This is a genomic window from Alitiscatomonas sp. (genome assembly GCF_037242085.1).
Lineage (GTDB): Bacteria > Bacillota > Clostridia > Lachnospirales > Lachnospiraceae > Alitiscatomonas > Alitiscatomonas aceti.
Genome location: NZ_JAXXBR010000076.1, coordinates 17,644 through 30,665 on the forward strand (window position 1 = coordinate 17,644; position 13,022 = coordinate 30,665).

Annotated in this window: 13 protein-coding genes; all 13 read right to left on the reverse strand. The window is 59.6% G+C overall.

Features of this window, described 5'->3' with window-relative positions:
* Positions 1 to 9 precede the first annotated feature (9 nt).
* Positions 10 to 1,410 carry a cobyrinate a,c-diamide synthase gene (locus WIH05_RS07300; RefSeq protein WP_022273163.1) on the reverse strand — a complete coding sequence of 467 codons (1,401 nt, stop codon included), beginning with the start codon at positions 1,408 to 1,410 and terminating at the stop codon, positions 10 to 12.
* Positions 1,410 to 3,437 (reverse strand): precorrin-6A reductase, encoded by a 2,028-nt coding sequence (gene cobK / locus WIH05_RS07305; RefSeq protein ID WP_337425186.1) that lies wholly within the window; start codon positions 3,435 to 3,437, stop codon positions 1,410 to 1,412. Before cobK ends, WIH05_RS07300 begins: the two co-directional genes overlap by 1 nt.
* The gene (cobJ, locus tag WIH05_RS07310; RefSeq protein WP_022273166.1) at positions 3,434 to 4,162 is read right to left on the reverse strand and encodes a precorrin-3B C(17)-methyltransferase; all 729 of its coding nucleotides are present in this window, start codon (positions 4,160 to 4,162) and stop codon (positions 3,434 to 3,436) included. Before cobJ ends, cobK begins: the two co-directional genes overlap by 4 nt.
* Positions 4,159 to 4,929: a precorrin-4 C(11)-methyltransferase gene (cobM, locus tag WIH05_RS07315; RefSeq protein ID WP_337425187.1), complete on the reverse strand. Its 771-nt coding sequence runs from the start codon at positions 4,927 to 4,929 to the stop codon at positions 4,159 to 4,161. Before cobM ends, cobJ begins: the two co-directional genes overlap by 4 nt.
* Positions 4,930 to 4,943: 14 nt before the next feature.
* A complete protein-coding gene (locus tag WIH05_RS07320) occupies positions 4,944 to 5,351 on the reverse strand; it encodes a C-GCAxxG-C-C family protein (RefSeq protein WP_022273651.1) in 408 nt (135 codons plus the stop codon).
* A 24-nt stretch (positions 5,352 to 5,375) separates the two neighbouring features.
* On the reverse strand, positions 5,376 to 6,191 hold the full coding sequence (locus tag WIH05_RS07325; RefSeq protein WP_022273652.1) for an MBL fold metallo-hydrolase: 816 nt from the start codon (positions 6,189 to 6,191) through the stop codon (positions 5,376 to 5,378).
* 22 nt (positions 6,192 to 6,213) lie between these two features.
* Positions 6,214 to 6,675, reverse strand: a complete 462-nt coding sequence (locus WIH05_RS07330; protein WP_022273653.1) for a GAF domain-containing protein — start codon at positions 6,673 to 6,675, stop codon at positions 6,214 to 6,216.
* Between the two features lie 13 nt (positions 6,676 to 6,688).
* A complete protein-coding gene (cbiD, locus tag WIH05_RS07335; RefSeq protein WP_215652982.1) occupies positions 6,689 to 7,876 on the reverse strand; it encodes a cobalt-precorrin-5B (C(1))-methyltransferase CbiD in 1,188 nt (395 codons plus the stop codon).
* Complete coding sequence (cobA, locus tag WIH05_RS07340; RefSeq protein ID WP_022273656.1) at positions 7,857 to 9,383, reverse strand: uroporphyrinogen-III C-methyltransferase; 1,527 nt, start codon at positions 9,381 to 9,383, stop codon at positions 7,857 to 7,859. The genes cbiD and cobA overlap by 20 nt, the downstream gene beginning before the upstream one ends.
* Positions 9,376 to 10,266: a hydroxymethylbilane synthase gene (hemC, locus tag WIH05_RS07345; protein ID WP_022273657.1), complete on the reverse strand. Its 891-nt coding sequence runs from the start codon at positions 10,264 to 10,266 to the stop codon at positions 9,376 to 9,378. The genes cobA and hemC overlap by 8 nt, the downstream gene beginning before the upstream one ends.
* Positions 10,263 to 10,961 (reverse strand): precorrin-2 C(20)-methyltransferase, encoded by a 699-nt coding sequence (cobI, locus tag WIH05_RS07350; RefSeq protein WP_022273658.1) that lies wholly within the window; start codon positions 10,959 to 10,961, stop codon positions 10,263 to 10,265. Before cobI ends, hemC begins: the two co-directional genes overlap by 4 nt.
* Positions 10,962 to 10,968: 7 nt before the next feature.
* Entirely contained in the window at positions 10,969 to 12,180 is a 1,212-nt protein-coding gene (locus WIH05_RS07355) for an alkaline phosphatase family protein (RefSeq protein ID WP_022273659.1), read from the reverse strand.
* A partial coding sequence (locus WIH05_RS07360; protein WP_337425189.1) for a zinc dependent phospholipase C family protein occupies positions 12,177 to 13,022 on the reverse strand: 846 nt, incomplete at its 5' end. The genes WIH05_RS07360 and WIH05_RS07355, both read right to left, overlap by 4 nt.

A 13,022-nucleotide genomic window follows, 5' to 3' on the forward strand; every position in this document is an offset into this window, starting at 1 on the left:
GCCACCGCCTTATGTTCTATGTGATCGTCCGCACTCCCCGTCCCGCCGCCGGGCCGCCAGCTCCAGAAACCGCACCGGCTCATGGCCGTAAAAATAAAGATGGGGAAATCCGGCGTAAAGGCTTTCCGTTCCATAGCCGCAGGACCATTCCCGGGTCCCCACTGGCTTTTTAAAGGAAAAGCAGTCTCCGTTTTCCGGACTGTCCCAGTGATGGAATTCGTGGGCCGGAACGCTGGTCCCCACAGGCCCCAGGACACTGTCTCCCATGGCCGTCATGATCCCGTAGCCGAATCTGGAAAGCCTTCCGCTGTCCCGGCTTCCCCCTGGAAGCACACCGCACATGGGCCAGGAGATGCCGTCCGCATCCGCAAGCTCCTGCTTCAGATACAGGTATCCGCCGCATTCGGCGATGCAGGGCATCCCCTGGGCCAGGAGCTCCCGGACGCTGGCCCGCATGGAAGCGTTTTCTGAAAGCTCCTTTCCGTAAAGCTCCGGATAGCCGCCTCCCAGGTAAAGGCCGTCGGCCTCCCCGGGCACCTTTTCGTCATGGATGGGGGAAAAGAACCTGAGCTCTGCGTTCATGGCCTCCAGGGTCTCCAGATTGTCCTGATAATAGAAGCAGAAAGCCTCGTCCATGGCCACGGCGATCACCGGCTTTTCTCCGTTTTCCTTCCGTATCTGGGGAAGGCTGCGCCTCCGGGCCGGAAGCGGTTCCGCCTCCTTTGCAATGGACAGGATGGCTTCCAGGTCGATCCCCGGCCGGAGCGTTTCAGCCAGCCTGTGGATCTCCTCCCGGAACCCTGGGATCTCCTCCGGCCGCAGAAGGCCCAGGTGACGGCTTTTCAGCCGGAACTCCTCTCCCAACGGCGGCACAAAGCCCACGGCCCGGATCCCCAGCTCTTCCTCTGCCGCCCGTTTAAAGGCCGGGTACAGCATGGGGGACAGCCGGTTGAACAGGACTCCCTTTATATGGCTGTCCGGCCGGAAACTTAAAAAGCCCCGGACAGCGGCCAGGGTGGAAAAGCTTCTGCCCTGGCCGTCGGCCACCAGGATCACCGGCGTATGGGTGCGCTCCGCCACCTCATAGGAGCTGGCCCGGTCCGTACTGCCGCCCAGGCCGTCGTAATAGCCCATGACGCCTTCGACCACCCCCAGGCGGTCCGGCCCGCCATGGAGGCCAAGAAGCTGGATCAGCTCCTCCCGGCTGGAAAAAAAACTGTCCAGGTTATAGGAGGGCACGCCGGCCACCCTCCGGTGGAACATGGGATCGATATAATCCGGGCCGCACTTAAAGGCAGATACCCGGTGCTGTTCCTTTAAAAGCTCCAGGAGGGCACAGGTGATGAGAGTCTTTCCCTGGCCGCTTTTCTCCGCCGCTACCATAAATCTTGGAAACTGCACCTTTTCCATCACTGGTCCTCCCTTCCGGAAAACGCCACGATCCAGACCGGGTTGGTCCCCAGCATCAGATGACTGTTTCCTGCTTTTTTCGACCGGGCGGCTGTTACCATGACGATCTCCGGATCTGTCACCGGAAGGACCCTGGGAAGGTCCATGACCGCAGCCAGGGATTCCGGGGTAATAAGGTTCGCCACAAACCGGGTGGTACCATTTTTCCTCAAGACCGTATCCACGATCCGGCCCATGCTGCCTCCGCTGCCGCCGATGAACACATGGGTGGGAGCAGGAAGCTCCTCAAGAGCCTCCGGGGCAGTCCCGGCCACGATCTCCATGTTGGACAGGGAAAACTGCTGCCGGTTTTTTTCCAGCAGCTCCAGGGCCTCTGGATCCCGCTCAATGGAAAAGACCCGGATCCCGGAGGACAGTCTGGCGCATTCCACCGAAACTGAGCCCGTTCCGGCTCCCACGTCGTAGACCACGGCATTTTCTGTAAGAGCCAGTTTTGAAAGGGACACGGACCGCACTTCCAGCTTTGTCATGGGTGTTTTTCCACGGAGGAAGGCCTCGTCGGGAAGGCCATGGGTCAGAGGCCGGGGGAGAGTCCTCCCTGCCGCCGGATTTTCTGCCAGCACCACCGTAAGCCCGGAGACCTCCCGTTCCCTCATGGTCTCCGGCGTCCCTTCAGAGATCCTCTCATTCGCCAGGGAGAGGTTTTCTCCCACCGTAAGCCGTACCTTGGAAAGGCCCGCATGGAGAAGTCTTTCGCAGATCTCCTTTAAAGCATTGCTTCCTCCGCAGAGGATGAACACCCGTTTATGCCCCCCCACGGCTCCCTCCAGGTCAGCGTCCCGGCCATGAAGGCTTAAAAAACAGACGTCCTCCCAGCCCGCTCCGATCCTGGAAAAGAAGTATCCGGCGGAGGAGATCCCCGGGATCACCTCCACCTCAAAGCCGCCGTCCTTATTGAATACCTCCAGAAGCCCTCTGGCCCCGCTGAAAAAGCCCGTGTCTCCCGACAGGGCCACGGCCGCCGTCTCATACTCCGGATGGTCCTTTAAAAAGCCCAGGATCCTCTCCGGCTGGTATTCCCTCAAGACTGGCTTCTGGAAGCCCCTGAGACCGTCGGCCATCCGTCCGGCTCCCGCCAGCACCTGGCTTTCCTCAAAGGCCCGTCTGGCCGCCTCTGTGAAAAGCCCTGGATCTCCCGGTCCCATGCCCACCAGAAATACCTTTCTCCTGTCCATGGACAGGCCAAAAAACTCCAGAGCCTCCCGGAGGGAGATCCCATCCTCCTTTGGCCTTCCAATTACAATGAGTCCGGCTCCGGCCTGTCCGGCAGCCGATGCCTTTTCCTCAAAGCCTCCGGCGGTCCCAGACTCCTTGGTGACCATCCAGGCCGCTCCCACGGCATGGAGCATGGCCACGTTCATCTCCACCGAAAAGGGGCCCTGCATGGCCATCAGATGATTCCCGTAAAAGCCCAGATCTCCGCAGTCAGACACCACCTGGGGCAGGGACAGCACCCGGGCGTAGATCCGTTCCTCCCAGTCCGGAAGCGCTTTATATTTAGAAAGCTCCTTGCTGCCAGTGGTCACCAGCACATGGCCCTGGGTACCCTTTAAAAACTCCACGGCCTCCTCCACAGAATCCACGAAAACAGGGCTGGATCCCGTTCCGGCACCTCCGGCCCTCCGGGACTTTGTATAGTCACGCAGGATCCGGAAACAGGGGATCCTGCAGGCGGCGCAGGCATCCTTTATGTTTTCCGACACAATCCGGGCAAAGGGATGGGTGGCGTCCAGCACAAGATCACAGGAAAGCCTGGACAGCTCCTCCCGGATCTCCTCCTGGTCCATCCGTCCTTCATGGACAAGGATGTTTTCTGCCTGCGGCAGACCCTCTCCCCCGTATTCCGTAGCCACAAATACATGGACCTTTACCGGGCCTCCGGCCAGACGCTCTGCCAGGAGCCTCCCCTCCGTGGTCCCGGCAAACAGGGCGGCGGTCCCGATATCTTTTACAGACAGACGGCTCATAGGCGGTACCCTCTGGGAGTCACCATGGCCCCGGAAAGCTCCATGGTCTGGCTGTTTCCCACAAAGACGGTGGTAAACATATCCGCCTCATAGCCGGAGAGCTCCCCCAGGGTCATCACCTGGCTTTCTTCGCCCTCTCTTCCGATATTTTTCACCGCCCCGCAGACCGTATCCGGGCTTTTTTCTTCCATTAAGATCTCACAGGCCCGCCGCAGGTAGCCGGCCCGTTTTTTGCTGGAGGGATTATAAATGCAGACACAGAGGTCTCCCATGGCCGCGGCCCGCAGCCGCTTTTCAATGGTCTCCCAGGGAGTCAGAAGGTCGCTGAGGCTGATGACCGCAAAATCATGCATCAGCGGAGCCCCCAGGACCGCCGCTCCGGAGGAGGCTGCCGTGACCCCGGGAACGATCTCCACGGAAACCTCCGGGTATTCCCTCCCGATCTCCAGGATCAGCCCCGCCATGCCGTATACTCCGGCGTCGCCGCTGCAGATCATGGCCGTGGTCCTGCCCTTTGACGCCTCAGAAAACGCCAGGCGGCACCGCTCGGTCTCCCGGCGCATGGGCGTGGTCAGGAATTCCTTTTCTGGATAATACTGCTCTGCTAACTCCACATAGACCGTGTAGCCCACGATCACGTCGCATTCCCTTAGGACCCGGTCCGCCCGGATGGTCATGGAGTCGTGGTCTCCCGGCCCCATGCCCACAACGTACAGCTTTTTCATGCGTCTGTCCCCTTTCTGAATCCTGTGGTAAAATCCGGCGCATAGAGCCTGGAGTCCGCATAGCCGTTTTCCTCCCTGGTCCCCAGCACATCGCCGATGAGGATCATGGCGGTCTTTCGGATCCCTTCCCGTTCCGCCGTTTCCTTAAGGGTCGATACCGTACAGCGGACGGCTTTTTCCTCCGGCCATGTGGCCTTATAGACAATGGCCGCCGGAGTGTCCGGCCTGTACCCGGCTTCCTTAAGCTCTGCCTCCATCTCCTCCAGGAGCCCGGCGCTTAAAAACACCGCCATGGTGGAGTGATGGGCCGCCAGAGACCGGAAGCTCTCTCTTTCCGGCACAGCCGTCCGCCCGGCCATCCGGGTGATGATCACCGTCTGGGACACCTCCGGAAGGGTCAGCTCCGCCCCCAGGCTGGCGGCGGCTCCGTTAAAGGAGCTGACTCCGGGGCAGACGTCATAGGCGATCCCCATTTCCTCCAGCCGGTCCATCTGTTCCCGTATGGCCCCGTAAAGCGACGGATCCCCTGTGTGGAGCCGCACGATGGTCTTTTTCTCTGCCTCTGCCCGCTCCATGACACCAAGGACCTCCGGAAGGGTCATCCGGGCGCTGTCATGGATCTCACAGCCCTCCTTTGTCCCCTTAAGGAGCTCCGGGTTCACCAGGGAGCCTGCATAGATCACCACGTCCGCCTCCGAGAGCAGCCTGGCCCCCCGGACTGTGATCAGATCCGCCGCGCCGCAGCCGGCGCCCACAAAATGTACCATGGTCTCCTTCTCCTTTATGAAAACAGCACCTGCTCTGCCAGGGCCGCCGCCTCTTTGATGCAGTCGTCGCAGCTTTTGATCACCTTGCCGGTCTCGATCCCCTTTAATTCCTTGCAGATCGCCGTTCCGTTGGCCTTTTCAAAGCCGCCCAGGATAGCCCTGGAAAGCTTATAGGACTCTGCCTTGCTGTCGGGCTTTTCCAGATTTCCCGTGCTCCGCTTCATTCCGGCCAGGATGCAGGCTCCCGCCACGGCCCCGCAGGTTCCGTCCATACAGCCCATTCCCAGGCCCAGGGCCTCGGTCATCTTAAACATGGTCTCCTCGTCCACGCCCACCAGGTCGCAGTAGGTGCAGGCCACCGCCTGGGCGCAGTTGTATCCTTTTTTATGTCTTTCAATGGTCTTTTCCACCCGAGTATCCATTTCTTTTTCTCCTCTGATTTATTTTTATACTTCGATCTCAAACCCTGTATAGATCTGCTCTGCCATGTCCCCCAGCTCTTCCTTCAGGATCTCCATGGCCCTTTCCCCGGTGCAGTGGCCCGTGCAGATCCGCCGGATCCCGGTCTTTCTGATCCGGTCTGCCAGCTCCCGCACCTCCTGGTCCTCAGACCGGAACAAATGGAAGCCGCCGATGAGGCCGTAGATCTGCTTTCCAGGAAACGCAGCCTCCGCTTCCCGGATGATCACATCCGCGCCGCCGTGGGAGCAGCTGTTGAAGATCACCAGCCCCTCCTTCGTATCAAGCACCAGGCTCTGCTCGTGGGAAAAGTCATCGGGCTTCCACCGGCCGTTCTTCTTCACATACATCCCGGCCTTCCTGCCTGTATCGGCAAGGCCCGGCGTCCGGTGGGCAAGGAGCGTCACGCCGGGGATCACCTCCAGGTCTCCGTCGGCATAGACGATCCGGTCCTTATACGTTTCCAGATATCCCCGGTGGATCCCGATGTATTTCTTAAACAGGAAATTTTTCCTGCTGTAACAGTTTTCCTCTGCGCTCTTCTGTAAGTAAAATTTTGCCGTGGGATTCCTTTTAAAGAACTCTCCAAGGCCGTCTGAATGGTCATAGTGGGCATGGGACAGGACTCCGAACTCCACATCCTCCAGGCGGACCCCCATCTGGTCTGCATTTTCTGCAAAGGCCTCTGTGGTCCCTGTGTCCAGAAGGATCCTGTGGCCGTTGTATTCGATATAGATGGAAAGCCCCCACTCGGCCTTCCACTGGTTTTTTGTGATATTATCCACCAGAACTTTTGCTTTCATAGATACGTCCCCTTTCTGCGCTCTAGGCCCGGTTCCGCTCCAGGATCTCCTCCATGGCCCGGCAGAACAGCTCCAGCCCCCTCTGGTCCTCTTTTGTAAACCGTCCCAGCCTTGGGCTGTCCATATCCAGGACGCCGTAAAGCTCACCGTTTCTATGGAGCGGGATCACGATCTCGGAATTGGAGGCGCAGTCACATGCAATATGTCCGGGAAACTGGTGGACGTCCTCCACCCGCACCGTCTGGTCCTTTTCTGCCGCTGTTCCGCAGACGCCGCGGCCCGGCAGGATCCTGGTACAGGCCGGTTTTCCCTGGAACGGCCCCAGGATCAGGCTCCCGTCCCTCCACAGATAAAATCCGGCCCAGTTGAGCCCCTCCAGGCTGTGGTATAAAAGCGCAGAGGCGTTGGAGAGATTTGTGATCTCATACTCCACATCCTCTGCCAGGGCCAGGAGCTGGTCCCTTAAAAGCGTATAATCCGTCATAGTCCTCTCCTTTTTATATTCCATTATCCGGCCCGTCTCCTCCCTCCGGCTCCTCTCCGGCAGCCAGCGCAAGGAGATCCCGGGCGTTTTCAGTGGCTCCCAGAAGCGTTCCTGCGGCGTCGAATACCAGGATGCCCGTTTCCAGGGTCTCCGGGACCCGCCGCCTCATATACCAGTCCATGCGCTCCAGAAGCGCTCCCATGGTCTCCTTAAGGATACCGGCCGCCTTAAGCTCCTCCAGGGCCTGCTCCGTCGTATTGGCCTCCTGGATCCTTTTTAAGGTTCCAGTCCCGGCTCCGGCCCGCAGGGCGCAGGCCACAAGCGTCTCCATCCGGCCGTCTCCTTCCTTTGAATGGGTGTTCATGATGCCGCAGCCCAGCTTCACCAGCTTTCCCAGGTGGCCCGCCAGGAGAAGACCGGAAAAGCCCAGCTCTCCGGCCATATCCAGGGTCCTGCCCACAAAATTGCTGCACACCACCGCCGGTATTTTTCCGATCCCCTCCCGCTCCAGATAGGACCAGAGGAACCTCTCCCCCATGTTTCCGGGCACAGCGGCTGCAAACCGTCTTCCCTCAGACCGCAGCACCTGCATATGGGTCCGGATGGTCTCTATGAGGGCTTCCTCGCTCATGGGCTCCACAATGCCGCTGGTGCCCAGGATCGAGATCCCCCCGGTGATCCCAAGAACTGGATTAAAGGTCTTTTCCGCCGTCTTCTCTCCTCCGGGAACAAAGATCAGGATCTCCACTGTCCGGTCCAGCCCGGCCTCCTCTAAGACCTCTGCAACAGCAGTCTCGATCATCCTCCGGGGAACGGAATTGATGGCCGCCGCTCCCACCGGCTGGTCCAGGCCTGCCTTTGTCACCCGGCCCACGCCTTCTCCTCCGTCAATGATCACCCGGGCATTCCCTGTGTTTTCCGGCAGGAACCTGGCCTGGGCAAAGACCAGAAGGCCATCGGTCACATCCGGATCATCCCCGGCGTCCTTTTTTACTGCACAGGAGGCGGCGCCGTTCCCTGCTTTTTTCTCCATCAGCGGGACCCGCACCATCTGGCCCGCCGGGGTCATAAGCTCCGCCGTTTCCGGCCATATGCCAGAGACCAGGAAGGAGACGGCTCCCTGGGCTGCCAGGGCCGCGCAGGTGCCGGTGGTATACCCCCGCCTCAGCATTTTTTTATCCTTATAAACGAGAGCTTCCATGGTCCCAGTCCTCAAGAATTGCTGATAAAAGGCCGTCGGCCGTATAGTCCCTGGCGATCTTCATGCGCCGGATCCCAAAGGCGCTTAAGGCCTCTGCCGTGGCCTTCCCGATGCACACCGGGCAGGGACCTGTTTCCAGGAGCCTTCTTTTTTCATCCGCAAGCTCTCCAAAAAAGCCGCGGACGCCGGAACCGCTTTCAAAGGTAAGGTAATGGAGCCTGGAAAGCTCCGAAAGCGCTTCCCTGCCCACTGGCTCCGCCTCCACGTCGTAGACAGGAACATCCAGGACAGAGATCCCCCCCTGGCATAAAATCTCCCTCAAGATGGGGGAGCCCATTCTGGCCCTGGGGATCAGCACAGATTCTCCGGGACGGATCCGGCTTAAGAGCCCACGGGCCAGGGCCTCTGTGGTATATTCCTCCGGCATATAGTCCGGGAAAAAGCCCTGCTCCTCCAGGGCCTTTCCGGTGCTGCTGCCCACCACGGCAAATTTCACATGGCCCAGGGCCCTGAGATCCATCCGGCCCTCCCTCATGGCCTCAAAAAAGATCCGGACGCCGTTGGTGCTGGTAAAGATGATCCAGGAGACCTGATCCAGCCGGTCCAGGTGCCCGGACAATCCCTCTTTATTTAACGGTACGATCCTGGAGATTCCTGCCCGGACCACCGACGCTCCCTGGGATACGAGCTTTTCTGAAAGCTTGTTCCACATGCCGTCCGTCCCGGTGATCCCCACCAGGGCTCCGCTCAGGGGAAGCTCTTTTTTACAGGTCATGGAAAAAGCGGCCACCGGGCCCACCACGATGATCCCCGGCGGTTTCAGACCAGCCCTTCGTACAGCCTCTGGAAGAGAAGAAAGCTCCGCCCGGACGCACCGGCTGTCCGGCAGGGTCCCGTTGGTGACCACCGCCGCCGGAGTCCGGGGATCCTTTCCGTATTTTATAAGGTTTTCCACGATCTTTTCCAGGTTAGAGAGACCCATGAGAAAAATGAGGGTCCCCGGAAGGCGGGCGTACTGGTCAAAGCCTCCGGTAAGACTGCCCTCGTCTCCGGCTCCCACCGCCGTATGGCCTGTGATCACATGGAAGCTCTGGCCTACCCCACGGTGGGTCACCGGGATCCCGGCGTGGGAAAGGGCCGCAATGGCCGACGTCACGCCGGGGACCACCTCATAGGGGATCCCATGGGCAGAAAGGCTCTGGATCTCCTCTCCGCCCCGGCCAAAGACAAAGGGATCTCCGCCCTTCAAACGGATCACCCGCTTTCCCTTTAACGCCCACTCCACCAGGATCCCGTTGATCTCCTCCTGGGTCCTGCTGTGACGGCCGGATTCTTTGCCCACATAAATCTTTTCGCAGCCCGCCGGTACCAGCTCCAAAAACTCCCGGGAGGCCAGCCGGTCGTAGACCAGGACCTCCGCTGTTTCCAGAAGCTCTTTTCCCCGGAGGGTCAGAAGCCCCGGATCGCCTGGTCCGGCTCCCACCAGAAATACCATCCCCTTATTCATGATCCAGTCCCTCCGTAACCGCCGCAGCCAGGGCCTCATATTCCTCAGGCGTTCCGGAGATCTCCCGGCGCAGGATCCCGTTCTCCGTCCCCTTCATGAGCTTTATGTGGAAGCTGCCATTTTCTGAATAGCTGTATACGCCCACGGCCCCGGTGCATCCGGCTCCCAGGCGCTTTAATACCAGCCGCTCTGCCGCCAGGGACCGGAAGGCAGCTGGATCGTTGATGGCCGCAAACACATGGAAAAATTCCGTATGCTCCCGGCTTTCCACCGCGATGATCCCCTGGCCTCCGGCTGGGATGAATTCTTTCTCCGGCAGCCGTTCAAACGAAAACTCCGGGTCTGAAAGCAGGCCCATACGCTTTAATCCCGCCGCTGCCAGAAGGATGGCGTCATACTCTCCCTCCCGGAGCTTATTGAGCCTTGTCTGGATATTTCCCCGTAAAAGGGCGCAGCGGGCGTTCCTCATCTCCCGGATCTGCACCTGGCGGCGGGGGCTTCCAGTCCCCACCAGAAACGGCCCGTCCGGAAGCGGCCTTCCCTTTACAGTCACCAGCACGTCTCCGGCGTCCTCCCTGGGAAGCGCTGCCGCGATGACCAATCCCTTAGCCAGCTCCTCCGGCATGTCCTTGGCGCTGTGGACCGCTCCGTTGATGCGTCCCTCCAGAAGGGCCCTTTCAAATTCTGAGATAAACGCTCCCTTTCCGCCAAATTCCACCAGAGGCCGGTCCAGGATCCGGTCGCCTCTGGTCACAATGGGGACCAGCTCCGCCGTAAGCTCCGGAAAAGCCCGTTCAATGGCCTCCGCCGCTAATCTGGCCTGGGCCATGGCCAGAGGGCTTTTCCTGGTTCCCAGGCGGATCACCTTTTTTTCCTTATTCAACGGCCGGTCTCTCCTTTCTCCTTCACGATCACCAGGGAATAATACCCGGCGTCCTCCGGGATATCCTGGGCCCGGCCAATGAGCCGTTCCCCTTCCATCCCGCAGTTTTCTGCCATCAAAACCTCATACTCCCCGGAGACCAGGGCCTTTTTCACGGCTCCCATCTGTTTTCCGGATTTCATTAGCACCCGGGTGCCGGGGAGGGAAAGCCCCTCCTCCAGGGGAAAGGAGCCGGGGAGGATATGGATGGGCGTACTGCCATCCCCCAGGCTCACAGACAGCCTGGCTGCCGCCGCACAGAAGGAGGTGACCCCGCTTACGATCTCTGCCTCATAGCCCATGGCAGTGAGCCGCCTGTGCAGATACATGTATGTAGAGTAGACGGCCGGGTCTCCCAGGGTAAGGAATACCAGATCCCGGCCCTGGTCCAGGTATTCTGCGGCCTTTTCTGCCAGGCGGTCATGGCTCTCCTTTAACCGTTCCGGATCCCTGGTCATGAGAAATGGAAACGGGACCACTTCTTTTTCCCGGATCTCCTCCACCGCCCCGGCGGCGATCTGGTAGGCCTTACAGGTCTCCTTATGCTCCGCCGGGATCCCGATGATTCCGGCGTTTTTTATGAGCCTTGCAGCTTTTATGGTCAGAAGCTCCGGATCCCCCGGGCCCACTCCGACACCGTATATCTTTCCAGCCATAACGTCTTTATACTCCTTTAAAAAGGAACCGGTCCAGGAGCCGTTGGCCCTCCGGAACCAGGATCCCTGTTTTTTCAGCTTCCTTTTCACAATATGGACGGGACCTTACCGCCTTCCTCCGGCTGTCGTAAAGAAGATACGGCACCGGCCCTGCCGTGTGGATCTTAAGCGCTGCCGGGGTCGCGTGGTCCGGCAGTACCAGGATCCGGAACTCCTCTCCGCTTTCTTTTAACCCCTGGTAAATGGGCCCGGCCACCAGCCGGTCCAGATTTTCAATGGCCCGGATCTTTTCCTCGAAGCTCCCCTTATGCCCGGCCGCGTCCGGGGCCTCCAGATGCACATAGCAGAAATCCATTCCCGCCTCCAGAAGCGCCTTTAAGGCCGCCCGGGCCTTTCCTCCATAATCCGTATCCAGGCTTCCATCGGCCCCGGGCACGGAAAGGAGCTTAAGTCCTGCGGCCAGGGCCAGTCCTTTGATGACGCCCGTGGCAGTGACCGCTGCTCCGGAAAGTCCGGTCTTTTCAGAAAAATCCGGCAGCTCACAGGCGGTCCCGGCTCCCCAGAGCCAGAAGCAGGCGCGCTCCCGGGGAAACCTTGCCCTTAGCGCCAGATAACTGTCCTCGGAAAACTTCCTTAGCGCTCTCTGCTCCGGCAGAAAATCCCCGATCCGTTTTCCCATCATCTCATGGGGCGGAACAAGCCCACAACCGCCTGCGGCATCATTCATGAGGCCAGGGGACTTTAAGAGCCCGTCCTTCCACGAAAGGAGGCACTTCCCGTTTCTTCCCGGGACCAGGGACAGGGCAGACTCTTTTCCCATTGCCTCCTTCACGGATATGTAAGCCTCTTCTTCTTTTCCCGCCAGGGCCCCCGGACCTCCCATCTGCATTTCTTCAAATGCCGGGCCGTCTCCCGAAAGACCCGTCAGATCGCAGCGGAATGCCAGGTCATGAACTCCCAGGCAGATCCCCAGGGCCAGGGCCTCCAGGGACGCCCGGCCACGGTAATACTGTTTTCCTCCGTATCCCAGGATCGAAAGATTGGCCGTATCGCTTCCTGGGGCCATCCCCTCCGGCACGGTCCTCACAAGGCCTGTTTCTCCTCCTCCGCAGAGCTGGTCAAGGACCGTGGTGCGGGCCAGCTCCAAAGGCGTTCTCCCTCCGGGACAGGCCTCTGGCAGATCTGCCATCCCATCCCCCAGGATCACTGCGTATTTCACCAGCGCACCGGTCCTTTGCCGAAGACAGTTCCCTCAAAGTTTCCCTTATATTCCCTGGGAAGCTCCGTTCCCTCCTCCAGGGCCCGGTAAAGCTCTGTCACCATCCGTACTCCAAAGGGGACTGTTTTATAAAATTCCAGCTCCAGATAATCGGCCACGGTCTTTAACCCCCGGACCGGCCTTCTCCGCATCAGCATGCCGTGGACCTGGTCGTAATGGCCTGCAGCCCGCAGTCCCAGGCATATGAACGTCTTGACAAGCTCTCCGGAATTAACAAAGATCCGCATGGCCGCCTTGAAGCTCATGATGCACTCCCCCACGGTCTCCCGGCTTTCCGAAAGGACCCGGGAGGCGGCCAGCCTGGTCATGGAGGTGTTTTTCACATGGGAGGTCACGTCTGCCCGCAAAGGCGTCATCCCTTCCCGGACCAGGAGCCTCCGGTCCAGCTCTGTCTCGATCTCTCCGTGAGTGAAAATGGTGCTGTCATCCGTATGGTTTACGTATTCATGAAGGCTGTGGTCCAGGGCGAAATGACAGGCAAAGCCCAGCAGGTACGCCTCGATGGCTGCCTTTTTTTCCGGATCCTTCTCCTTTTCCCAGGCCTTTATGCCATGGAAAAACAGCACCCGGGCCGGCTCCTCGTGGAGCCAGAAGCCCTTATGGACGATCCGGTTATCATTTAATGAACGGTAAAAGAACAGGATGTCCGGCCCAAAAAGCCCCAGATAAAAGCAGTCCTTTTCCCTCCGGACCGCCCTCCGGATCCCCGGATCCAGCTTCCTGTAAACCAGACGTCCAAACAGATCATGGGCAAATGCTGCCGGCATATGGAACACCCCTTT